The organism is Sphaerimonospora sp. CA-214678, from assembly GCF_050942215.1.
Classification (GTDB): Bacteria; Actinomycetota; Actinomycetes; order Streptosporangiales; family Streptosporangiaceae; genus Sphaerimonospora.
Genome location: NZ_CP192056.1, coordinates 4416439 through 4438666, shown reverse-complemented (window position 1 = coordinate 4438666; position 22228 = coordinate 4416439). Strand labels below are relative to the sequence as shown.

Sequence of the window (22228 nt, the reverse complement as noted above, 5' to 3'; positions counted from 1 at the left end):
CCATATGGGGGCGATTCTGCCAAACGGGGATGAATGGCGTGATCGAGACATCGATCAGGCCGCACTGGCGATGGTGTTCAGCCAGTCTCCCGTCGGCCTGTACGTGTTCAGCCTCGACCTGCGGCTGGTGAGGTACAACACCGCCGGACACGAGATGCGGGGTGTGCCGTCCGCCGAGCTGCTGGGGCGGCCCCTGCCCGAGATAGTGCCCGGGTTCGACGTCTCCGAGATCGAAGGCATCCTGACCCGGGTCCGTGACACGGGTGAGCCGGTGTTCGAGCGGGAGATCAGGGGTTGCCCGCTGGGAGATCCCGACACCGAGCATGTCCAGTCCATTTCGGCGTTCCGGCTGCACGACACCGCCGGTCGTCCGCTGGCCGTGGCCGTCTCGCTCATCGACGTGACGGACCGGTTCCGGGCCCGTGCCCGGCTCAATCTGATGCACGAGGCCAACGCACGGGTCGGTACTACCCTGGACGTCTCCCGCACCGCCGAGGAGCTGGCGGACGTCGTGGTGCCGGCGCTGGCCGACGTCGTGGCGATCGACGTGCTGGACTCCGTGCTGAAAGGCGAGGCGCCGTCGCTCGTGAGCGGGAGCGAGGACGTCCACCTGCGGCGGCTGGCCTTCCACACGGTACGTGAGACGGACAGGAGTCTCACCAGGATCGGCGAGGTCGGCCGTTTCCCCGCCGGCACGGCCCACGGGCAGAGCCTGGTCGACCTGCGTCCGCGGCTCATCCGCCGCTTCGACTGCGACGGACGCTGGCCGGCCGATGACCCCGCCCGGGCCGAGCTGATCCATGCCGGCGGGATCCACTCGGCGATGGTGGTGCCGCTGGCCGCCAGGGGAGTCGTCCTCGGCCTGGTCTCCTTCTATCGATGGCGCGGCGAAGGCTCCTACGACGACGACGATCTGGCGCTCGCCGCCGGGCTCGTGGACCGCGCCGCGGTGTGCATGGAGAACGGCCGGCGCTACCTGCGCGAACACACCATCGCCAGCGTCCTGCAGCGCAGCCTGCTTCCGTCGAATCTGGCCCACACCAGCGGGGTGGAGGTGGTCCACGGCCACCGGTCCGCCGGAGCCGGCGGCGACTGGTTCGACGTGATTCCGATGTCCGGGGCGCGCGTCGGCCTCGTCGTCGGAGAGGTCGCCGGGCGCGGCATCTACGCGGCGGCGGCCATGGGCCGGCTGCGCACCGCGATCCGCACGCTGGCGGCGCTGGATCTGGCCCCGGACGAGACGCTCGCCCGCCTGGACGACCTGGTGTTCGACCTGGCGGACGAGCACCCCGGCAGCACGGACATGTTCGAGCGGCCGCCCACGAGGGCGACCTGCACCTATGCGGTGTACGACCCGATCTCCCGGCACTGCCGGCTCGCCCGGGCGGGGCACCTGCCGCCCGTGCTCGTTCACCCCGGCGGCGGCGCGGACATCCTGAGGCTCCCGGCCGGACCACCCCTGGGGGAGGGGGGCCTGCCCTTCGAGTGCACCGAACTGGAACTCCCCGAGGGCAGTGTGCTCGCCCTGTACACCGAGGGACTCCTCGAGGGAAAGCCGGGCGGGGTGGACTCGGCGCTCAAACAGCTCCAGCGGGCACTGACCCCCGCCGACCGTTCCCTGAAGGAAAGGTGCGACGTCGTCCTGAGGACCCTGGCGCCGCCGGTCTGCTCCGGCGACGACGCCGTACTGCTCCTGGCCCGCACCCGCACCCTGACGGCCGACCACGTCGCCACGTGGACCCTGCCCTGCGATCCCGCGATCGTGGCCGCGGCGCGCACCATGACGGCCCGCCAGCTGGCGGCCTGGGACCTCGACCACCTGACGTTCAGCACCGAGCTGGTCGTCAGCGAGCTGGTCACCAACGCCATCCGCTACGCCAGCGGGCCGATCGGCCTGCGGCTGATCCGCGACCGCACGCTCAGCTGTGAGGTCTCCGACCACAGCAGCACGGCTCCCCATCTGCGCCACGCGCGCACCATGGACGAGCGCGGGCGGGGACTGTTCCTCGTGGCGCAGACCACCCAGCGCTGGGGCACCCGCTACACCGGGCAGGGCAAGGTCGTCTGGGCGGAGATCGCGGAGGCGGTCGCCTAGGCGCTTCTCAGGGCGTCATCACCCGGCCGATGCTCCGGTGGGTGTCCGACGGGTCAGCGCCGGCCGCCAGGGAGCGTCACCTCTTCGCAGCCGAGCCGGGCCAGGGCGTCGGCGCGTTCGTTCTCCGGGTGGCCGCTGTGTCCGCGTACCCAGAGCCATTCGACCCGATGCCGCTGGACCGCCGACTCCAGGCGTCGCCACAGGTCCGCGTTCTTCACCGGTTCCTTTCCCGCTGTCAGCCAGCCGTTGCGCTTCCACCTGGCCACCCAGCCGGTGATGCCGTTGCGCACGTATTGACTGTCGGTGTGCAACCGGACCACCGACGGCCTGGTCAGGGTCTCCAGGGCCATGATCGCGGCCATGAGCTCCATCCGGTTGTTCGTCGTTTCGGCCTCGCCGCCGCGTAGCTCCCGCTCGTGCTCGCCGTACCGGAGGAGCACGCCCCAGCCACCGGGCCCGGGATTGCCCCGGCAGGCGCCGTCGGTGTACACGTCCACAACGCGTTCACTGGCCACGGCCCCAACACTATCGCCGCCCCGCGCGGCCTTCCGGCTCAGGAGTGCCCTGATCGAGCGCACACCGCCGCCGCCCGGTCCTCGCCGGCCTCCTCGTGCGACGCCGGTGGTCTGAACGTTTCATCCCAGGCGTTAGGCGCCGCCGCCGTCGCCGGCGGGCGGGCAGACGCGGCGGATCGACCCGGCGGAAGAGGTTGACAGGCGGCTTCACAGCAAGGAGGCGGTACGGGATCGGGCGCCGTCCGGGTTCACAGCGGCGAACGCCGGCCTCGTCTCCCGGCGGCGGTCGAAGATCTGGTCGAATGGCCGCCGCTTGCCGTACGGTTGCACACGGAAGGGCGGGTTCACGGCGCGCCTGTGTGCGCACGGGCCGCCGCCTGCCGGATCGTCAGGAGACTCTCACCGACACGCTCAAGCATGCGGGGAAGGATGCCAAGGCCGACGTGCTCTTGCGCCACGCCGAAGACGCGCCGCGCATCCAGGTGACCGACGACGGATCCGGCGGCGGCCGTCCTCCTCGCGGCCGTCCCGCCACGGCGGGGCCGGAGCGGGGGCCGGCCGGCATCCGGGAACGCGCCGCCGCGTTCCGCGGCACGGCGAGGGCCACCCCACTCGTCCCGTACGGATTCCAGCCGCGGGTGCCGCCGCCGTGGACGTGATCCGGGTGCTGGTGGCCGACGACCAGGAGCTGGTCCGCACCGGTCTTCGGCTGGTGCTGCGGCGGGAGCGGGGGATCGAGGTCGCCGGCGAGGCACGCGACGGCCAGGAGGTCATCGACCTGCTGGAACGGCAGGACATCGACGTGGTGCTCATGGACGTGCAGATGCCGCGCGTGGACGGCATCGAGGCGACCCGGCTGATCAACGAACGCGGCGGGCCCAAGGTGCTCATCCTCACCACCTTCGACCTGGACGAGTACGTCTACGGCGCGATCAAGGCGGGAGCCAGCGGCTTCCTGCTGAAGGACACGTCGCCGCGATCGCTCGTCGAGGCGATCAGGGTCGTGCACCGGGGCGACGCCGTCATCGCGCCGTCCACGACCCGGCGGCTGATCTCCCATTTCGTCCCGCGTCTGCCCGCGTGCGGCACGGCACCGGACGCGCGGGTGGCGCTGCTCAGCCCGCGTGAGCGCGAGGTGCTCGCGGAGATCGCCGGCGGCCTGTCCAACGCCGAGATCGGCGAACGGATGTACCTCTCGGAGGGGACCGTCCGTACGCACGTCAGCAGCATCCTGGCCAAGCTGCACCTGCGCGACCGGGTGCAGGCCGTCGTCTTCGCCTACGAGAACAACCTGGCCCGCCGCACCTGACCGGCCCGCCCGGTGCGGGTACGCGTGCGGGCGGAGGGCGGTACGCGTCCCGGCGGTGAGGGCCTATGCGGAGCGGCGGAGCCGACATCGCTCCGGCACGCCGATGTGCGCGGGGGCGTTCGGCCTGCACGCTGGATCACGGCGGCTACCGCTACGACGCCGACCTCATATGGGAGCGCTCCCACTATCGGAAGGAGGGCGAATGGGCCTGTGGTTCGGGGTGTTGGGCCCGTTGCAGGTGGCACGTGACGGCCAGGCCGTACGGCTCGGCACGCTCAAGCAACGCCTGCTGCTCACCGTGCTCCTGCTGGAGCGGAACAGGACGGTCTCACTCGATGATCTGGTCGGCGCGCTGTGGGAGGACAGGCCGCCGAAATCCGCGGTGTTCAACGTGCGCACCTATGTGAACCAGCTCCGTCAGGCGCTGCGCGACCCCCGGGAGGAGAAGGCACGGGAATCCCGGGAGGAGAAGGCACGGGAATCCCGGGAGGAGAAGACGCGGAAAGGAAGGGCGCGGTCGCCACAGCTCCGCATCGTCGGCCGCCGGCCGGGCTATTCGCTCGTGGTCGATTCCGGTGAGCTGGACAGTGTGGAGTTCGGCCGTCTGCTGCGCGAGGGACGGGCCGAGCTGGCACGCCGGGCGCCGCGGCAGGCGCTCCGGCGGCTGTCGGAGGCTCTGGCGCTGTGGCGCGGCCACCCGGCGGAGGACGTCCCGCGCACGCTCGCCGTGGCCGGATGGCTCGACTCCCTGGAGGAGCAGCGGTGCCTGGCGCTGGAGGCACACGCCGCCGCACGTCTTACGCTGGGCGAGCACGACACCTTGATCACCGATCTGCGCGACCTGCTCGCCGTGCATCCGACCAGGGAACGGCTGTGGGGGCACCTGATGCTCGCCCTCTACCGTTCGGGTGACGTCGCCGCCGCCCTGTCGGCGTACACGGCGGCGCGCCGGTCGCTGACCGAGCGGCTGGGCGTCGACCCCGGCGCCGATCTGGTCGCGCTGCACGGCAGGATGCTGGCCAGGGATCCCGTGCTGGACCTCGGAGCACCCGGAGCACCCGCGGCCCTCGGAGCGCCCGAAGCCGTCGGAGCCGCCGGGCCGTTGGCGCCCGGCCGGGGGCGTCCGCTGCATCGCGGGCATCGCGGGCACGGCGCTGACCGGGACCGTCACCGGGGGCGCCGTGAGCATGGACGTCACTGAGACCGGACGCCGTGACGAGGGCCCGATCAGGCGGCGGAGATCCGGCGCAGGACCACGCCGAGCACCCGGTCGCCGGAGTAGTAACCGTGCGTCCGCGAGTCGAAGCTCAGCACGGCGTTGTCCCCGAGCGCGACGAGCCGTCCAGCCGGTACGGGCGAGCCCGGGTCGGCCGAGACGGCCGCCGCCACCGGTGCGGGCACGGGGTCACCCGGCAGGGCCGCGGCCCGTTTGATCACCCAGCTTCGCTGTGCGATGTCGCCGACGCCCCGCTCCGGCCGCCCTCCGGCGGCGGCCGGATGCCGGGGCGCCGGCTCGGGCTGCTCGATCACCACGATGTCTCCCCGCCGCACCCGGTCGAGCGGCACCCGCCGGACGAGGACGCGATCGCCGGAGCGCAGCGCGGGCTCCATGCTCCTGCCCTCCACCGTGATGACCGCGAGCCTGCGGCGCAGCCCCATCAGCGTCGCCGCCCCCGCGAGCCCGGCCACGGCTCCGGCGACGGACCCCGCCACGAGTCCCGCCGCGGCAGGCGCGGCGCCGGCCAGTATGAGCGCGGCGGTCACGGCGTCCCCGCGTCGGCCGGCTCCGGTGTGCCGTACCCGCGTGCCTGCAGGCCGAAAAGGCCGGCGTAGACGCCGCCCCGCCGCATCAGCTCGTCGTGCGTGCCCTGCTCGGCCACCACGCCGGCGTCGAGGACGACGAGCAGGTCCGCGTCCCGTACGGCCCCCAGCCGGTGCGAGATGAGCACGCTGGTGAAGCCCATCCGATGCCGGCGCAGCCGGGTGTGCACCTCGTGCTCCGCCTCGGGATCGAGACCCGAGCTGGGCTCGTCCAGGATCAGCAGGTCGCCCCGGTCGCGCAGCATCGCCCTGGCCAGGGCCAGCCGCTGCCACTGCCCGCCGGACAGCGTCACCCCGGCCGTCGCCGCCTCGCCGTCCGCCATGGGGTCGGCGAACATCCGCGACAGCAGGGTGTCGTACCGCCGGGGCAGCGCCATCACGGTCTCGTGCGCTCCGGCCCGGTGGGCGGCGGCCTCGATGCGCTCCCGGTCCTCGATCGCGGTCACGTCGCCGAGGCCGATGTTGTGGGCGGCGCTCAGGTCGTACGCCATGTAGTCCTGGAAGACCGCGCCGATGCGGGAGCGCAGCTCCGCCGGGTCCATGTCGCGCAGGTCGACCCCGTCCCACAGGATCGCGCCGCGTTCCGGGTCGTAGGCCCGGCACAGCAGCTTCACCAGTGTGCTCTTGCCCGCACCGTTGCGGCCGACGAGCGCCACGGCTCTGCCGTACGGGATCGTGAAGCTCACGTCGCGCAGGATCCACGGACGGTCGGGCGAGTAGCGGAACCACACGCCGCGGAACTCGATCCCCCGCCGCAGCGCGGGCACGGCACGCGGGTCGGCCGGCACGGGCAGGTCGGGGCCGCAGCGGGTGACCATCAGATAGTGGCCGAAGACCAGCACCTGCTGGTGGGCCATGGTCACCTCGTTCACCAGCGTCGTGATCGACGTCTGCACCCCCGCGACGGACGCGACCAGCAGCATGAGGTCACCGCCGGTGAGCCGTCCCTGCCACGCCGCGATCAGCGCCCAGACCAGCCCGGCGGCGGCGACGCCCGCCGACATGAGCCCCAGCGCCGACTGCGTGGCGAGCTCGCGCCGGTCCATCTGACGCCGCTCCGCGTCGGCGGTGCGCCGCTCGCCGGTCATCAGCGCGCGGAAGTACGGCCCCGTGCCGAACAGCCGCAGCTCCTTGGCGGCCTGGACCGTGGTGAGCAGCTGGCGGTAGAACATCTCCCGCCGCTCGACCGGACCGACACGCCACATAACGGCGGCCCGCCCCCGCGACAGCCGCAGCTCGGCGAGCAGTGCCGGGACGGCGGCCGCCAGCACCAGGGTCGCCAGCACGGGGCTGATGACCAGGAGGGAACCGAGGAAGCCGAGCACGGTGACCGCGCCCCTGCCGATGCTCAGCACGCCGCCGACCACCAGCCCCGGCGCGGTGCCGCCCGACTGGTGGGCCAGCGACAGCCGGTCCAGGAACACCGGGTCCTCGAACCGCGCCAGGCCGACGAACCGCTCGGCGGCCTCGAAGAGCCGGTCCTGCGCGAGCAACCCGACCCGCCGCTCCAGCTCTCGGCGGACGTACTGGGAGAAATGGGGCAGCGTCGCGGTCGCGAGGCCGGTCACCACGAGACCGGCGCCGACGGCGGTCAGATAGCGCCCGTCCACCCCCCGGCTGATGATCGCGTCCAGCGCGACCTTGGTCAACCAGGCCGCGGCCACCGGCACCAGGGCCTCGAGCAGCGCCGCGATCGCTGACCCGACGATGAGCAGCGGCCCGGCCTGCCAGGCCAGGGCGAGCGCGCCGGCGACTCCGGCGGCGCTCGCCCTGACACCGCCGAGACCGTCCGGCCCCTTCGCCGCCGGTGACTCGGTCTCGCTCACGCCGGAACGGCCACTTCGGTCCGGTCGGGGTCCAGGCCGGAGACGAGCACCGTCCCCGACTCGTCGAGAACGCCGAACGACGGGAACGCCCGCACCCGCAGCGCCTCGTTGATCCCCGTGCCCTGCTGCTCGATCACCACGCGGGCGACGGGTTCGAGCCGCTCGCGGTACGTCTCGGGATCGCCGCCCATGTCCGCGATGACCGCAAGCACCCGGTCGCGTCCACCGCTGAACTGGGCGGCCAGGCGCAGGAATCCGGGCAGCCGCTCGGCGCAGGCGGAGCAGTCCGGGGAGAACACCCCGACCAGCGTGTTGCCGAGCAGGGTCTCCCTGGAGATCATCTCACCGGTCGTGGCCACGGCCTCGAACTCGCCGGCCGTCTCGCCCTGGGAGAGCATCCCGGGAGGCGCGCTCGCGGCCTGAAGCGTGGAGATGGTCTCGGTGTGCTCGCGTAGCCGGCGGATGACGCCGAAGGTGAGCAGGAGGTCGAGCAGGCAGATCGCGCCGACCACGGCGACGAGTGAGACAACGGCAGGCATTGGCCCTCCAGCACGGTTCGTGGTGCTCCGGCCGCCGACGCTAAAGGGCCGGGATACAGCGGCCGTACACGGTTCATACAGCCGCGCCGAGCCGTACGGGGACCAGTATCCGAGCAGTATCGGCCCTGTATGGCGGGCCCCTACCGTCGTGGCGAACTGTCCCCGACGACCGGAGGTCGCCATGGTGAGACTGGCAGGAACACTGGCCGACAGGATGCTGAGCCGCCTCGTGCCCAAGGCCACGGCCCAGGCGTGCTCGTGCTACAGCGACGGCACCCCGTGCCTCGTCCGCACATGCTGCCGCTGGGGAAGCAGCTGCGGGAACGTCTCCTGCGGCAGCTGGATCTGCAACTGCTGCTGAGAAAACGCACCTGGCCTGCTCGCCCTCGCAGCGCGTCGGCGGGCAGGTCCGCGAGAGGGGACGCGATGCAGTACGTGGCTGCGCTCATCGGCGTGATGTGGGTGGCGCATCTCGGGGTGACCATGATCCTGGTACGCCGGGTCCGCCGGCTGACCGGTCTCATCGGGCCCCGGCCGGTCCTCCAGCGGCCGATGATCCTGGAGGAGGACGAGACGGTCGGGCCGTTCTGCGCGGTCACGACGGCCGGCCGTACGGTCTCCCGTGAACTGCTCCCCGAGGTCGGCCTGGCCGCGTTCTTCTCGCCGATCTGTCCGGAGGCGGTGGAGCGCATTCCCGGCTTCGTCGCGACCGCCGGGCGTTTCCCCGGCGGAACCGACGCGGTGCTCGCCGTGATCGTGAGTGAGGAGCCGGACGCCGCCGAGCCGTACGTCAGGATGCTCGAACCGGTGGCCGGTGTGGTCGTCGAGCCCGAGCGCGGCGAGCTGAGCAGGGCGTTCAAGGCCCGGGGGTTCCCCGTGTTCGCGTTGCTCGACGCGAAGGGGCGGATCATGGCCTCGGGGGAGCGCCTGGAGCAGATCTTCGAGATCCCGGAGGGGGCGCGGACGAGATGACGGAACAGCTCGCCATCGCGGCCCGCTGCCTGATCGGCGTGGTCTTCGTCCTGTCGGCCGCCGGCAAGCTGCGGTCCGGAACGGCCTTCGCCGAGTTCGCCCGATCGGGCCGGGCGCTGACCGGCGCGCTCCTGGGCGGCCGGCCGATCGGCCGCGCCGCCGGTCTGTGGGTCGGCGCGGCCGTCGTGGCCGCCGAGGTCGCGGTCGTGGCGCTGCTCGCCGTCACCGCCACGGCGCGGGCGGGCTTCGCGCTGGCCGTCGTGCTCCTGCTCGGGTTCACCGCCGGTCTGCTGGCCGAGATGCGGCGGGGCACACGTACCCCCTGCCGGTGCTTCGGCGCCTCCAGCACGCCGATCGGCCGCCGCCACATCGTGCGCAACGCCGCCCTGATCGCGCTGTCCCTCGCCGGCTTCACCGCCGCCTTCGCCGCCGGGCAGAGCCCTCTCCCGCATCCCGCCGCCGTGGCCGCCGGAGCCGTACTCGCGCTCGTCGTCGCCCGGCTCGACGATCTGGTCGAGCTGTTCGCGAGCTGATCTCTCGCCTCATGGCGATCCCGGGACTGATCGCATCGGCGACCGGGAACGCGACGAGGCGACCCGGGTCCCGCACGACGCGTTCGTCCAGGGCCGGCACCGGTACGGCCACCGGCGGCGGGGCCGACCCGGGGCCGGTCCCGCGCCGGAGCGATGAGCCGTGGCGTCACGCGGGCCCCGGGCCCGGGCGCAACCTGGCCATCTCCTCGGCGATGCCCGGCAGCGTCCAGTGGGCGTTGAGCCCGCTGGGGTTGGGCAGGACATGGACGGCGATGCCGCCGATCGTCTCCTCCCGCGGGCCGATGACGGCCCGCGGCCGGGCGAAGGCGTGGCGATATGCGGTCACCCCGGCGAAGGCCACCAGACGTGGCCGGATCTCCGTCAGCAGCACCCTCAGCCGCTCGGCGCCCGCGCGGAACTCCTCGGGCGACAACTCGTCGGCCCGCGCGGTCGCCCGGGCCACGAGGTTGGTGATGCCGAGGCCGTACGACGGCAGCAGATGCTGCTCGTACGGCTCGAGCCGGCGCGGGACGAGACCGGACAGGTGCAGCGCCGGCCAGAACCGGTTGCCCGGCCGGGCGAAGTGGTGACCGGTGGCGGCGGAGTAGAGGCCGGGGTTGATCCCGCAGAAGAGCACGTCCAGGCCGGGACCGATCACGTCGTCGATCGTCGCGTTCCTGGCCGCGGCCAGGTCGGCCTTCGTCGGGCGCATGGCAGTGATGCTACGGCCTGTCGTGCGGGCCCCTTCCCGGGTGGGACGGACCCGGAGCACGGCGGGTGACGGAGGGGCCGGTCAAGGCGCCGTCGTTCACCGGAAGGAAGGTCTCGCTGAGGATGAGCGCCGACCGGCCGTCCTGCCCGAACGGAAGGAACGGCCGACCGGCACCCGCCTCCGGCGATGACCGGATTCGGGCGGCCTGTGATCCCCACCTGGTCTCTTCTATAAGATCAAGACATGAGGGATGGCGCCTTCCCATCGACCAGGGCCATGGTGATATATCGGTGGTCCCACGGCTCAGCGCACGTTGTGAGTGCCGGCCATCGAGGATTCTTCAGCGCGGCACACGCGGCAGGCGCCTGAGCGACCGCGCGGCCGGGAGATCCTGCACGAGCTGGTCGGCCGGGCCGACGTACTGGGCCGATCATCACGGGAGATCGCCGATCTCGCCGACCAGAAGATCATCTGATGCCGATGCCGTCAGCGAGATCTCGCTGCCCTCTCCGGGGCCGCGGCCCAAGCTCTCCAGCGAAGGAGTTCCGATGACGTTGAACGCCGAAGAGGCGGCCATGGTCGAGGCGGTGCGTGACTTCGTCGACCGCGAGGTGCGGCCCGTGGTGCGGGAACTGGAGCACGCCAACGCCTATCCGGGCGGACTCATCGACCAGATGAAGCGCATGGGGGTCTACGGTCTCGCCATCCCCGAGCCGTACGGCGACGTCCAGGTCTCGACCCCCTGCTTCGCGATGATCACGGAGGAGCTGGCGCGGGGGTGGATGAGCCTCGCCGGGGCCATGGGCGGGCACACCGTGGTGGCCAGGCTCATCCTCGCGTACGGCACCCGGGAGCAGAAGGAGCGATACCTGCCGCGGATGGCGACCGGTGAGTTGCGCGCGACGATGGCGCTCACCGAGCCGGGCGGCGGCTCGGACCTGCAGGCGATGCGCACCGTGGCCCGGCGCGACGGCGACGAGTATGTGATCAGCGGCACCAAGACCTGGATCAGCAACGCCCGCATGTCGGGCCTGGTGGCGCTGCTGTGCAAGACCGATCCCGAGGCCGTGCCGCGGCACCGCGGCATCTCGATCCTCCTGGTGGAGAAGGTGCCGGGTGTCTCCGTCACCGCCGACCTGCCCAAGCTCGGCTACAAGGGTGTGGAGAGCTGTGAGGTGGTCTTCGACGACGCGCGGGTTCCGGCGGACGCGCTGCTCGGCGGCGTGGAGGGAGCCGGATTCGCCCAGATGATGCGCGGCCTGGAGATCGGCCGCATCCAGGTGGCGGCGCGGGCCACGGGCGTGGCCAGGGCGGCGTTCGACGACGCGCTCGCCTACGCCCGGCAGCGAGAGTCGTTCGGCAGGCCGATCTGGCAGCACCAGTCCGTCGGCAACCACATCGCCGAGATGGGCACCAAACTGACCGCCGCCCGCAGACTGCTGCTGTACGCCGCGGAGCGCTACGACTCGGGCGAGCGCAGCGACATGGAGGCGGGCATGGCGAAGCTGTTCTGCTCGGAGATCGCGATGGAGATCGCCCTCGACGCGATCCGGGTGCACGGAGGTTACGGCTACTCCACCGAGTTCGACGTCGAGCGCTACTTCCGGGACGCCCCGCTCATGATCGTGGGTGAGGGAACCAACGAGATCCAGCGCAACGTCATCGCCCGGCAGCTCGTCGAGCGCGGCGGCCTGCCATCCTGACCGTGCTCCGCACGGGTGGGGTAACGCCGGACGGCTCATCGGCGCACGCCGGGTTAACGCCGCGCTCGTACCTTGCCCGGTATGGCTGAAGCTTTCATCGATGCCGTCCGCACCCCGGTGACCAGGCGCGGCGGTCCGCTGAGCACCGTACATCCCGCCGACCTGGGCGCGCACGGCATCCGCGCCCTGGTAGAGCGGACCGGGATCGACCCGGGGCCGTCAGATAGGTCATTTGGGCGCGGGTGGTGGACAGAAGCCGGACGGTGGGTGCCAGCGCGGCGGACGCCTCTGTCAGTTGGACGTCGTTCGCGGTAGCCGCTCGTCGGGTGCGTTTGACGAAACGGGGTAGGTGGTGCGATGGCGCCGTTCAGGGTTGCGGTTGCGGGGCAGGCCGACCTGGCGGACATCGACACAGCACCTTTCGGGTCGGCGTCCAACTCAACTCCGGGTGGCATCGTCGCCGGGCGAGGCCACCCGGACCCAAACGCGGTCACCGGACAACGGCAGCCATAAACGGACGGACACCTGTTCCATGCTGGCCGGCGCAGGCGGCTGCGGCGGATCTCGAGTTACTTCGACGTCCGGGGGGCGGCCACGACGCGACTCCAGGAAGTTCCGCATTCGTGAATCGCTCGGGTTCAGTTCTTACTCGGGGACCGGTTGACCTGGAACATCGAGACCCCTCTCGCCGGCGGCGGAATCGTCCTTTACCGTGCGTCCTTACCGTGCGTCCTTACCGTGCGTCCTTTACCGTGCGGGGCGGAGGCGATCGTGATGGGCCCGTTGCCGGAGGGGCCGGCAAGGCGGAAGGCGGCGGCCCGGGATCGCGTCGAGACGATCCGGGGACGGATCGAGCGGCCGCGTGAGCGGTCGGAACAGGTGCCGGCCCGGCTGACGACCGTCCGGGAGACGGCAGAGGAGGTCCTGAGCGAGACCACCCGGCCGGGCCGAGCGACCGTCTGCCGGCAGCGGCATCACCGACGACATGAACGGTGCGCAGACGGTGGCCCCGGGTCGGGTTCGAGTGCCTCGCCGGTCGAGGTGATCACGGTGCCGCCGTGGCGGGCGGGCATCGACCGCATCGACCGGTACGGGCGACGGCCCGACCGGCGGATAGGACCCCGGGAGAGATCTCGGGGTCCTTAGGCGTACGGGTGCGGAGCCATTCCGCGAGATGCCGAGAACGGCCGATCTCACCTGGGAAAACGAGACCGAGACCATTCCCGCCTATGTTCGCGGCCATTGGCGCATGGCCGCTATCAGCGGCATGCGGCCGCGTGGCATATCAACCCATGAGACCCATGAAACCGCAGGTCAGGCGGCACACCAATGATGAAGCGGAGTAGGGCGGGTGGGACTTGAACCCACGACCCACGGATTATGAGTCCGATGCTCTGACCGGCTGAGCTACCGCCCCGCAATGGTGCAGTCTCTCACAACTCGGGGGGTGCGCAGTCCCGCATCCCAGCAGAATCCGAAGGTTTCCGAGCCGTCCGCGCCGTCATGCGGATCACGACGCCGGGTTCGGACGCAACGGGCCGGAAGATCTCCCGGATGTCCCTGTCCCGGCCGGTCGCCACGGGAGCCGGAGCCCGAGGGGGAGGAGAAGAAGAGCGGTGTGCCAGGCGGATCGTCAAGGCCGGCATGCCCGTCCGGCTCGGGGACCATCCAGGGGCGAGGAGGACGGAACCTCCGGGGTGATCGACGCCAAGAACGCGCCGCCGATGAGCACGCAGCGGGGCAATGAGGGCTTTTGCGCCCCAAGCGTCGGGTACGGCATGGCGGAGTGGCTCTGCGTGCGATCGGGGGATTGCTGTGGAGATACGACTCGTGGCGGCCGTCGCTTCCCTGGCCCTCCTGACGGCGGTCCCAGCGTGTGACATGGCACTCCCGTACTCGGGGACCGGGCTGGGCGCGGTGGGCAGACTCGCCGACGGTTTCACGATCGGGCTGCTGCTGCCCGACGGCCGACGGTACGACACGCACGATCGGCCCGCCATCACGCGGGCGGTCGCCGCTCTGTGCCCGAAATGTACGGTCGTGACCGCCAACGCCCGCGGCGACCAGGCCACCCAGGATCGGCAACTTTCCGAAATGCTCGCCGACGGCGTGCGGGTGCTCATCCTGATCGCGGTCCGGCCCGAGGACACCGTGGCCCAGGTCGCGGGGGCGAAGCTCCTGCGCGCCAAGGTCATCGCGTACGACCGGCTGGCGAACGGGCCGGTGGACGCCTTCGCGGGCTTCGCCGGACCTCGGGCCGATGTGACGCGGCGGCCGGCGGCCCTCCTGGACATCACGCGGGAGGCGGGCAGCGCGGCCCGGCTCGCCGTCGATCTCGCGTCCGGCAAGGCCGTGTACGGCACGACCACCGTCGCCAACGGGACCACGGCGTCGATCCCGGCCGTCATGATCCATCCAGCCGCGCGCTTCACCGCGTCCGGCGGGAGTGATGCGGGAAACGATGGGTAGGCGGGGGAGGGCAGCGGAACGTCGACGAAGGGAGAACCGCCATGGCGGACGCCCCGAACCCGATCCAACTGCAGAAGCACCTCAAGGGCGTGGACTACCCGGCAGGGAAGTCCGACCTGATCCAGACGGCCCGCGATCACGGCGCGGACGACAACATCATCAATGCGTTGGAGAGGCTGCCGGACCGGCAGTACGACGGCCCGAACGCCGTCAGCAAGGCGGTCACCGAGGCGCGGTAGCGCCGCTCGGTGACGCGGCACCCGGCGGGAGGCCACCGAGAGGATCGCCGAAGGGGATCGATCCATGGGACGGGGACTACCCGATCAGAGCGCCGGGTGGCCGGGACGGGGGGAGCGGCCCGATCGATTCACCGCGAGTCGATCGGGCACCGCTCCGCCGGAGATTCACTTCCAGAGGTCGCGCAGCGGTCCGGCCGACAACGGCGACTGGGCGAGCCCGGCCTTGAAGGCCGGGCCCCACAGGGCGGGATCCAGCACGTCCTCGCCGAACACGGCGATCGTGGCGTCATCGGGGTGGATCACGTGCGTCCGGGACGCTCCCGACTTCTCGAGTTCGGCTTCGAGAGCGGCGCGGGGAGTGAGGTGGCCCAGTGGCTCCAGCACGATCACCGTCGTCGCGCCGGCGGCCAGGTCGGCGCTGGTGGCCGAGCGCACCCCGCCGTCCATGTAGCGCCTGCCGCCGATCTCGACGGGTGGGAAGATCATCGGTACGGCACAGCTCGAAGCCACGGCGAGCACCAGCGGGACGCCCGACTCCCGCGTCCAGACGACGAACTCCCCGGTCTCCGTGTCCACCGAGGTGATCAGGAGTTCCCGGTCGGGCCATTCCTTGACGGGGAGCCGCTCGCCGACCGCGGCGAGCCGGTCCGCCGCGTGGTCGACGCGGGCGTCGAGGGCCATCCGGCCGACCATGCGGAGCCGCTCCACCGGCTCGATGGTGGTGTCGGCGAGAACGGCGAACGACTGCGCGGTGGCGTCCAGATCGATGGCCGGGGCCGGGCCGGTGTCGACATCCCGCTGACGGGTGATGGCCTGCTCCAGGTCGGCCCCGGTGGCGATGAGGGTCCCGACCACTGATCCGGCGGAAGTGCCGATGATCCGGTCCGCTGTGCCGAGATCGACGCCCTCCCGGCGCAGTCCCGTCACGATTCCGGCCATCCAGGCGATCCCGGCGACCCCGCCGCCACCGAGCACGAGTGCGTTGGTCATATCCAGAATTATCTTCCATCCGGCATCCGCCGCAAGCGCGTCGAAGTTCCGTTTTTTTGTATGGCCCCCAAACTATTGACGCCGATGCCGGGTGTGTGTGAATCTCTCTCAAGTTCCATGCACGGAGGCGGTTGACGGTCAGGGTCACTCCTGGTCGTGCATGGCGGTTGTCCATGTCGAAGGGAAAACCGTCCATGCGAAGATTCCTCAGCATGCTCGCGGCCACCTCGGTGGCCCTGGTCGGGGCGGTGGCCGTTACCACGCAGTCGGCGTCGGCCGTCGCCTCAGATCCGTCCACGTTCAAGAACGTGCAGATCGCCGGGGGCGGTTTCGTTCCCGGGATCGTCTTCAGCCAGGCCCAGAAGGACCTGATCTACGCACGTACCGACATCGGCGGGGCCTACCGGTGGAACCAGTCCTCCCAGACCTGGACCCCGCTCCTCGACTGGGCAGGGTGGGACAACTGGGGCTACAACGGCGTCGCCAGCATCGCCGCCGACCCCTCTGACGCCAACAAGGTGTACGCGGCCGTCGGCATGTACACCAACAGCTGGGATCCCAACAACGGCGCGATCCTGCGCTCGTCCAACAAGGGCGACAGCTGGCAGGTGACCAAGCTGCCGTTCAAGCTGGGCGGCAACATGCCCGGCCGCGGCATGGGCGAGCGACTGGCCGTCGACCCGAACAAGAACAGCGTCCTCTACTTCGGGGCGCCGAGCGGCCAGGGGCTGTGGCGGAGCACCGACTCCGGCGCGACCTGGGCCAAGGTCACCAACTTCCCGAACGCCGGCAACTACCGGGCCGGCAGCGGCGACTACGACGGAGACATCCAGGGCGTCGTCTGGGTGACGTTCGACAAGCGCACCGGCACCTCAGGCAACGCCACCCAGACCATCTACGTGGGCGTGGCCGACAAGGACAACACCGTCTACCGGACCACCGACGGCGGCGCCACCTGGGAGCGGCTCGCCGGCCAGCCGACCGGCTACATCGCCCACAAGGGCGTGCTCGACACGGTCAACGGCTACCTCTACATCGCCACGAGCGACACCGGCGGGCCGTACGACGGCGCCAAGGGCGACGTGTGGCGCTACGCCACCGCGACGGGCACCTGGACCCAGATCAGCCCGATTCCGTCCAGCAGCGGGGACGACTACTTCGGGTACAGCGGCCTGACCATCGACCGGCAGAACCCGAAGACCATCATGGTCGCCACCCAGGTCTCCTGGTGGCCCGACGCGATCTTCTTCCGGAGCACCGACGCGGGCGCCACCTGGACCCGCATCTGGGACTGGACCTCCTACCCGGACCGCAGCTTCCGCTACAAGATGGACATCTCGGCGGCTCCCTGGCTGACGTTCGGCACCAACCCGCAGCCGCCGGAGGTCACGCCGAAGCTGGGCTGGATGAACGAGTCCGTCGAGATCGACCCGTTCGACTCGAACCGGATGATGTACGGCACCGGCGCCACGATCTACGGCACCACCGACCTCACCAAGTGGGACTCGGGCGGCCAGTTCACCATCAAGCCGATGGTGAAGGGTCTCGAGGAGACGGCGGTCCTCGACCTGGTCAGCCCGCCGAGCGGGGCTCCCCTGGTCAGCGCGCTGGGCGACATCGGCGGCTTCCGCCACACCGACCTCGACACGGTGCCGTCGATGATGTTCACCTCGCCCGTCTTCACCTCGACCACCTCGCTCGACTACGCGGAGAAGAACCCGAGCGTGATGGTCAGGGCGGGCAACTTCACCGACTCCGACCGGCCGAACGACAGCCACGTGGCGTTCTCCACCGACGGCGGCGCCAACTGGTTCCAGGGCAGCGAGCCGGGCGGCGTCAACAACGGCGGCACCGTGGCCGCCGCCGCCGACGGCAGCAGGTTCGTCTGGGCCCCGGGCGACCCCGGGCAGCAGGTGGTCTACTCCGTCGGGTACGGCAACAGCTGGACGGCCTCCAGCGGCGTCCCGGCGAACGCGATCATCGAGTCCGACCGGGTCGACCCGCAGAAGTTCTACGCGCTGTCCGGCGGCAGGTTCTATGTGAGCACCAACGGCGGCGCGAGCTTCTCCGCCACAGCGGCGACCGGCCTGCCGTCCGAGGGCGACATGCACTTCAAGGCCGTCCCCGGCCACGGGGGCGACATCTGGCTCGCCGGCGAGGGCGGCCTGTGGCGTTCCACCGACTCGGGCGCGTCGTTCACCAAGGTGCCGAACGTGACCAGCTCCATCAACATCGGCTTCGGCAAGGCGGCGCCCGGCAAGTCGTACCACGCCCTCTACCTGGTGGGTGAGATCGACGGGGTGACCGGCCTGTTCCGGTCCGACGACACGGCCGCGAGCTGGGTGCGGATCAACGACGACCAGCACCAGTACGGCAACATGGGCGAGGCCCTCACCGGTGACCCCCGGATCTACGGCCGCGTCTACCTCGGCACCAACGGCCGGGGCATCATCTACGGCGACCGCAAGGGCGGCACCCCCACGCCCACGCCGACGCCGACCCCCACCCCCACCCCCACGCCGACACCGACTCCCACCCCCACTCCCACCCCCACTCCGACGCCGACGCCGACTCCCACGCCGACGCCGACTCCGACCCCCACGCCGACACCGACACCGACCCCGGGCGGCAAGGCGTGCGCGGCGACGTACAAGGTGACCAACCAGTGGCCGGGCGGCTTCCAGGGCGAGGTCACGGTGAAGAACTCGGGCAGCGCCGCGATCAGCGGCTGGACGGTCAAGTGGGCGTTCGCCAACGGCCAGAAGATCAACCAGCTCTGGAGCGGGGATTACACCCAGTCCGGAGCGAACGTCACGGTCGGCAATGTGAGCTGGAACGGTTCCCTCGGTTCCGGGGCCGGCACCACATTCGGTTTCACCGCCGACCTGTCCGGCGGCAGCAACGCCGTACCGTCCCCGGTGACCTGCACGGCCTCCTGACCCACCCCTCTCGGGAAGGCTGACGGGACCGGCCCGGGCGTCCGATCACGCTCGGGCCGGTCCGCCGTTTCGCATACGCTTTGTCCTGTGCCTCGATCGCCAAGGTTCGCCCGGTCCGCGCGCTGTCCGGGGTGGTGCATCGCAAGGCGGAGGAGAAGCCCGCGGCGGAGCCACGGGCGACGACGAGAACGCAGCGAGGTGCCGCCCCGGACGACGCGACGGGGCAGAGATCGGCGGGAGGGGCACTAGGTGAACGCGATCGCGATCGGGGTGTACGTCGCGGCGAGCGACGCCAGGAGCAACAAGGGCGCGATCGCCCTCGGCATGATCGAGCTGCTGACCCGCCAGGTCGAGACCGTGGGCGTGTTCCGGCCGCTCGTCCGGGCGGGCCGGGAGGACGGCCTGGTCAACACCGTGCGTGCCCGCTTCGGCATCGGCCTGCCGTACGAGATGTGCGTGGGCGTCACCTACGAGGACCTGCACGCCGACGAGGAACGGGCGACCGGTGAGATCCTGGCCCGCTATCGCGCGCTGGCCGGCCGGTGCGACGCCGTCGTCGTGGTCGGCACCGACTACACCGACGTCGGCGCGCCCACCGAGTTCGTCTTCAACGCCGAGCTGGCCGCGAATCTGGGCACGCCGGTCGTCAACGTGGTGACCGGGCTGCACCGCACGCCCGACGACATCGCGGCGGCGGTCGAGATGTCCAGGAAGGAGCTCGCCGACCGGCACGCGACCGAGCTGGCCACCATCGTCACCCGCGTCACGCCCGGCCTGGTGGACGAGGTCGCCGCCCGCGTCAGCGCGTACGTCCTGCCGGAGGAGCCGAGGCTGTCGGCGCCCACGGTGAGCGATCTGGTCGCCGCCTGCGACGGCAGGCTGTTCAAGGGGGACGAGCAGCAGCTCGGCCGGGAGGTCGGCGCCCTCATGGTCGGGGCGATGTCGTTGCCGAACATCCTCGACCGGCTCTCCGACGGCGTGGCCGTCATCGTCCCGGCCGACCGCGCAGCGGCGCTGGTGCCCGGCCTGATGGCCGCGCACCGGGCGCCCATGTTCCCCGCCCTGTCCGCGATCATCCTCAACGGCGGGCTTGAGCTGCCGGAGCCGGTCAGCCGGCTGCTCGACGGTATGGACATCCGGCTGCCCGTGATCACTACCGACGGGGGCACCTTCGAGACGGCCAAGGCGCTGTCGGAGGCCGAGGGGATGTTCACCCCCGACGCGAAGGGCAAGATCGACACAGCGCTGGGCCTGTTCGCCGGCAACGTCGACACCGCGGCGCTGCTGCGCAGCCTGCGGATCACCAAGGCCGCCGCGGTCACCCCGCTGATGTTCGAGTACGACCTGCTGGAGCGGGCCCGGGCCGAGCGCCGCCACATCGTGCTGCCCGAGGGCGCCGAGCCGCGGATCCTGCGCGCGGCCGACAGCCTGCTGCGGCGCGGCGTGGCCGAGCTGACCCTGCTCGGCGACGAGCGGGAGATCCGGGCGGCCGCCGCCCAGATGGGCCTGGCCATCGACGACGCGCACGTGATCAGCCCGTTCGACGAGGAGCTGCGCGAGCTGTTCGCCCAGGAGTACGCGCGGCTTCGGGCGCACAGGGGCATGACGCTCGCGCAGGCCCGCGACGCCGTCACCGACGTGTCCTACTTCGGCACGCTCATGGTCCACCTCGGGCTGGCCGACGGCATGGTCTCGGGCGCCGCGCACACCACGGCCCACACCATCCGCCCGTCCTTCGAGATCATCAAGACCTCGCCCGGCGTGGGGATCGTGTCCAGCGTCTTCTTCATGTGCCTCGCCGACCGGGTCCTCGTGTACGGCGACTGCGCGGTCGTCCCCGATCCCACGGCCGAGCAGCTCGCCGACATCGGGATCTCGTCGGCGGCGACCGCCGCCAGGTTCGGCGTCGAACCCCGCGTCGCCATGCTGTCCTACTCCACGGGGGAGTCCGGAACGGGCCCCGAGGTGGACAAGGTGCGCCGGGCCACGGCGCTCATCCGCGAGCTGCGGCCGGACCTGCCGGTGGAGGGCCCGATCCAGTACGACGCCGCGGCCGAGCCGAGCGTGGCCAGGGCGAAGATGCCGGGCAGCCCGGTCGCCGGGCGGGCGACGGTGTTCGTGGTGCCCGACCTCAACACCGGCAACAACCTCTACAAGGCCGTACAGCGCAGCGCCGGCGCGGTGGCCGTGGGACCGGTGCTGCAGGGCCTGCGCAAGCCGGTCAACGACCTGTCCAGGGGCGCGACCGTCGACGACATCGTCAACACCGTGGCGATCACCGCCATCCAGGCGCAGGCGCATGGCCGGGCGGCCGGCCCGGGACGGGAGGAGACGCCGTGATCGACCAGGTCCTCGTACTCAACAGCGGCTCGTCCTCGATCAAATACCGCCTGATCGACATGGCGGCGCGCCGGGAGACCGCACGCGGCCTCGCAGAACGGATCGGCGAGGAGACCAGCGTCCTCACCCACGACGGCGCCCGGGTGGAGCGGCGGCTCGCCGACCACGAGGAGGGCCTGCGTGCCGTGCTGGCCGCCTTCGCCGAGCACGGGCCGCCGCTGGACCGCGTGGCGGCGGTCGGCCACCGGGTGGTGCACGGCGGCAGCCGGTTCGTCCAGCCCACGCTCATCGACGACGAGGTCGAGCGGGCGATCGAGGAGCTCGCCCCGCTCGCTCCGCTGCACAACCTGCCCAACCTGGAGGGCATCCGGGTGGCCCGCCGCGTGTTCCCCGATCTGCCGCACGTCGCGGTCTTCGACACCGCCTTCCACGGCACGCTCCCGCCGCACGCCTACACGTACGCCGTGCCGCGCGAGTGGACGGAGAAGCTCGGCGTGCGCCGGTACGGCTTCCACGGCACCTCAACCGCGTACGTCTCCCGGCGGGCCGCCGAGCTGCTCGGCAGGCCGTACGACGAGGTCAACTCGATCGTGCTGCACCTCGGCAACGGCGCGAGCGCGACCGCCGTCCTCGGCGGGCGCAGCGTGGACACCTCGATGGGCATCACTCCGCTGGCGGGCCTGGTGATGGGCACCCGGTCGGGTGACATCGACCCCGCGCTCCCGGCGTACCTGAACCGGGTCGCCGGGATGAGCCTGGCCGACGTCGACGACGCGCTGAACCGGGAGAGCGGCATGCTCGGCATGTGCGGCGCCAACGACCTGCGCGAGGTATGGAGGCTCGCCGACTCCGGCGCGCAGGACGCCCGGCTGGCGATGGAGGTGTACGGCCACCGCCTGCGCGGCTACATCGGGGCCTACTACGCCGTGCTCGGCCGGGTGGACGCGCTGGTGTTCACCGCTGGGGTGGGGGAGCACGACGCGCGTACCAGGGCGCTCGCCGTCTCCGGGCTGTCCCGGCTCGGCATCGAGATCGATCCGGTGCGCAACGCCGCCCGGGAGACCGGCCCGCGGACGATCTCGCCCGAGGGGGCCGAGGTCGCCGTGCTGGTCATCCCCACCGACGAGGAGATGGAGATCGCCGATCAGACGGTCGCCTGCGTCGAGTCGTGGTCCCACTGATCGTCGGAGGGCCCGGTTATTCTGGCTGCTGAAAACTGGGGGTGA

20 protein-coding genes and 1 tRNA gene are annotated in these 22228 nt (G+C 71.4%); 14 read left to right on the top strand and 7 right to left on the bottom strand.

The features are described 5' to 3' along the window. The first annotated feature begins 4 nt into the window (after positions 1-4). On the top strand, positions 5-2095 hold the full coding sequence (locus tag ACQP1K_RS19955; RefSeq protein WP_433497226.1) for a SpoIIE family protein phosphatase: 2091 nt from the start codon (positions 5-7) through the stop codon (positions 2093-2095). 53 nt (positions 2096-2148) lie between these two features. Here ACQP1K_RS19955 and rnhA read toward each other — a convergent pair whose 3' ends face one another. Next, complete coding sequence (gene rnhA, locus ACQP1K_RS19950) at positions 2149-2610, bottom strand: ribonuclease HI (RefSeq protein WP_433497225.1); 462 nt, start codon at positions 2608-2610, stop codon at positions 2149-2151. Between the two features lie 359 nt (positions 2611-2969). On the opposite strand from rnhA, the gene ACQP1K_RS19945 reads away from it, so the two are divergent. The 3 genes from ACQP1K_RS19945 to ACQP1K_RS19935 all read left to right on the top strand — a co-directional run bounded on the left by ACQP1K_RS19945 (position 2970) and on the right by ACQP1K_RS19935 (position 5120). Then, on the top strand, positions 2970-3269 hold the full coding sequence (locus ACQP1K_RS19945) for a hypothetical protein (protein WP_433497224.1): 300 nt from the start codon (positions 2970-2972) through the stop codon (positions 3267-3269). Beyond that, positions 3260-3919, top strand: coding sequence for a response regulator transcription factor (locus ACQP1K_RS19940; RefSeq protein ID WP_433497223.1), 660 nt, complete (start codon positions 3260-3262; stop codon positions 3917-3919). The genes ACQP1K_RS19945 and ACQP1K_RS19940 overlap by 10 nt, the downstream gene beginning before the upstream one ends. A gap of 202 nt (positions 3920-4121) precedes the next feature. Beyond that, on the top strand, positions 4122-5120 hold the full coding sequence (locus tag ACQP1K_RS19935) for an AfsR/SARP family transcriptional regulator (RefSeq protein ID WP_433497222.1): 999 nt from the start codon (positions 4122-4124) through the stop codon (positions 5118-5120). Positions 5121-5146: 26 nt separating this feature from the next. On the opposite strand, the gene ACQP1K_RS19930 is transcribed toward ACQP1K_RS19935, so the two are convergent. From ACQP1K_RS19930 to ACQP1K_RS19920, 3 genes are read right to left on the bottom strand one after another with little or no spacing between them, the layout of a single operon-like run. Next, the gene (locus ACQP1K_RS19930) at positions 5147-5683 is read right to left on the bottom strand and encodes a S26 family signal peptidase (protein WP_433497221.1); all 537 of its coding nucleotides are present in this window, start codon (positions 5681-5683) and stop codon (positions 5147-5149) included. Next, positions 5680-7566 carry an ABC transporter ATP-binding protein gene (locus ACQP1K_RS19925; RefSeq protein ID WP_433497220.1) on the bottom strand — a complete coding sequence of 629 codons (1887 nt, stop codon included), beginning with the start codon at positions 7564-7566 and terminating at the stop codon, positions 5680-5682. The genes ACQP1K_RS19930 and ACQP1K_RS19925 overlap by 4 nt, the downstream gene beginning before the upstream one ends. Further along, on the bottom strand, positions 7563-8105 hold the full coding sequence (locus ACQP1K_RS19920) for a TlpA family protein disulfide reductase (protein ID WP_433497219.1): 543 nt from the start codon (positions 8103-8105) through the stop codon (positions 7563-7565). The genes ACQP1K_RS19925 and ACQP1K_RS19920 overlap by 4 nt, the downstream gene beginning before the upstream one ends. A 181-nt stretch (positions 8106-8286) precedes the next feature. Between ACQP1K_RS19920 and ACQP1K_RS19915 the strand changes: the two genes are divergently transcribed. From ACQP1K_RS19915 to ACQP1K_RS19905, 3 genes are all read left to right on the top strand, one after another. Continuing rightward, positions 8287-8466, top strand: a complete 180-nt coding sequence (locus ACQP1K_RS19915; RefSeq protein WP_433497218.1) for a hypothetical protein — start codon at positions 8287-8289, stop codon at positions 8464-8466. A 65-nt stretch (positions 8467-8531) separates the two neighbouring features. Beyond that, positions 8532-9077, top strand: a complete 546-nt coding sequence (locus ACQP1K_RS19910; RefSeq protein ID WP_433497217.1) for a hypothetical protein — start codon at positions 8532-8534, stop codon at positions 9075-9077. Continuing rightward, a complete protein-coding gene (locus ACQP1K_RS19905) occupies positions 9074-9610 on the top strand; it encodes a MauE/DoxX family redox-associated membrane protein (protein WP_433497216.1) in 537 nt (178 codons plus the stop codon). The genes ACQP1K_RS19910 and ACQP1K_RS19905 overlap by 4 nt, the downstream gene beginning before the upstream one ends. Positions 9611-9776: 166 nt before the next feature. Here the strand turns inward: ACQP1K_RS19905 and ACQP1K_RS19900 are convergent, their stop codons facing one another. Then, entirely contained in the window at positions 9777-10322 is a 546-nt protein-coding gene (locus ACQP1K_RS19900) for a mismatch-specific DNA-glycosylase (RefSeq protein WP_433497215.1), read from the bottom strand. Positions 10323-10641: 319 nt separating this feature from the next. Here ACQP1K_RS19900 and ACQP1K_RS19895 point away from each other — a divergent pair, with 319 nt between their 5' ends. Both ACQP1K_RS19895 and ACQP1K_RS19890 read left to right on the top strand, forming a co-directional pair. Then, positions 10642-10797, top strand: a complete 156-nt coding sequence (locus tag ACQP1K_RS19895; RefSeq protein ID WP_433497214.1) for a hypothetical protein — start codon at positions 10642-10644, stop codon at positions 10795-10797. 73 nt (positions 10798-10870) lie between these two features. Beyond that, entirely contained in the window at positions 10871-12025 is a 1155-nt protein-coding gene (locus ACQP1K_RS19890) for an acyl-CoA dehydrogenase family protein (RefSeq protein WP_433497213.1), read from the top strand. Positions 12026-13368: 1343 nt separating this feature from the next. On the opposite strand, the gene ACQP1K_RS19885 is transcribed toward ACQP1K_RS19890, so the two are convergent. Further along, positions 13369-13442, bottom strand: a tRNA-Ile gene (locus ACQP1K_RS19885). Positions 13443-13906: 464 nt separating this feature from the next. Between ACQP1K_RS19885 and ACQP1K_RS19880 the strand changes: the two genes are divergently transcribed. Together ACQP1K_RS19880 and ACQP1K_RS19875 are read left to right on the top strand one after the other, a co-directional pair. Continuing rightward, positions 13907-14494, top strand: coding sequence for a hypothetical protein (locus tag ACQP1K_RS19880; protein ID WP_433497212.1), 588 nt, complete (start codon positions 13907-13909; stop codon positions 14492-14494). A 41-nt stretch (positions 14495-14535) separates the two neighbouring features. Beyond that, positions 14536-14733: a DUF2795 domain-containing protein gene (locus tag ACQP1K_RS19875; protein ID WP_433497211.1), complete on the top strand. Its 198-nt coding sequence runs from the start codon at positions 14536-14538 to the stop codon at positions 14731-14733. Between the two features lie 165 nt (positions 14734-14898). On the opposite strand, the gene ACQP1K_RS19870 is transcribed toward ACQP1K_RS19875, so the two are convergent. Then, complete coding sequence (locus tag ACQP1K_RS19870) at positions 14899-15723, bottom strand: patatin-like phospholipase family protein (RefSeq protein WP_433497210.1); 825 nt, start codon at positions 15721-15723, stop codon at positions 14899-14901. A gap of 194 nt (positions 15724-15917) precedes the next feature. Between ACQP1K_RS19870 and ACQP1K_RS19865 the strand changes: the two genes are divergently transcribed. The 3 genes from ACQP1K_RS19865 (at position 15918) to ACQP1K_RS19855 (ending at position 22183) form a co-directional block, all read left to right on the top strand. Next, entirely contained in the window at positions 15918-18662 is a 2745-nt protein-coding gene (locus ACQP1K_RS19865) for a cellulose binding domain-containing protein (RefSeq protein ID WP_433497209.1), read from the top strand. A gap of 258 nt (positions 18663-18920) precedes the next feature. Continuing rightward, the gene (gene pta / locus ACQP1K_RS19860) at positions 18921-21002 is read left to right on the top strand and encodes a phosphate acetyltransferase (RefSeq protein WP_433501593.1); all 2082 of its coding nucleotides are present in this window, start codon (positions 18921-18923) and stop codon (positions 21000-21002) included. Continuing rightward, positions 20999-22183, top strand: a complete 1185-nt coding sequence (locus tag ACQP1K_RS19855; RefSeq protein WP_433497208.1) for an acetate/propionate family kinase — start codon at positions 20999-21001, stop codon at positions 22181-22183. The genes pta and ACQP1K_RS19855 overlap by 4 nt, the downstream gene beginning before the upstream one ends. Positions 22184-22228 lie beyond the last annotated feature (45 nt).

Bases quoted from the DNA above. Each gene is read 5' to 3' on its own strand.
- ACQP1K_RS19955 (WP_433497226.1), top strand. From the start codon at position 5: ATGGGGGCGATTCTGCCAAACGGGGATGAATGGCGTGATCGAGACATC.
- ACQP1K_RS19910 (WP_433497217.1), top strand. From the start codon at position 8,532: ATGCAGTACGTGGCTGCGCTCATCGGCGTGATGTGGGTGGCGCATCTC.
- ACQP1K_RS19900 (WP_433497215.1), bottom strand. From the start codon at position 10,322: ATGCGCCCGACGAAGGCCGACCTGGCCGCGGCCAGGAACGCGACGATC.
- ACQP1K_RS19890 (WP_433497213.1), top strand. From the start codon at position 10,871: ATGACGTTGAACGCCGAAGAGGCGGCCATGGTCGAGGCGGTGCGTGAC.
- ACQP1K_RS19920 (WP_433497219.1), bottom strand. From the start codon at position 8,105: ATGCCTGCCGTTGTCTCACTCGTCGCCGTGGTCGGCGCGATCTGCCTG.
- ACQP1K_RS19905 (WP_433497216.1), top strand. From the start codon at position 9,074: ATGACGGAACAGCTCGCCATCGCGGCCCGCTGCCTGATCGGCGTGGTC.
- ACQP1K_RS19915 (WP_433497218.1), top strand. From the start codon at position 8,287: ATGGTGAGACTGGCAGGAACACTGGCCGACAGGATGCTGAGCCGCCTC.
- ACQP1K_RS19865 (WP_433497209.1), top strand. From the start codon at position 15,918: ATGCGAAGATTCCTCAGCATGCTCGCGGCCACCTCGGTGGCCCTGGTC.
- ACQP1K_RS19870 (WP_433497210.1), bottom strand. From the start codon at position 15,723: ATGACCAACGCACTCGTGCTCGGTGGCGGCGGGGTCGCCGGGATCGCC.
- ACQP1K_RS19875 (WP_433497211.1), top strand. From the start codon at position 14,536: ATGGCGGACGCCCCGAACCCGATCCAACTGCAGAAGCACCTCAAGGGC.
- ACQP1K_RS19935 (WP_433497222.1), top strand. From the start codon at position 4,122: ATGGGCCTGTGGTTCGGGGTGTTGGGCCCGTTGCAGGTGGCACGTGAC.
- ACQP1K_RS19880 (WP_433497212.1), top strand. From the start codon at position 13,907: ATGGCACTCCCGTACTCGGGGACCGGGCTGGGCGCGGTGGGCAGACTC.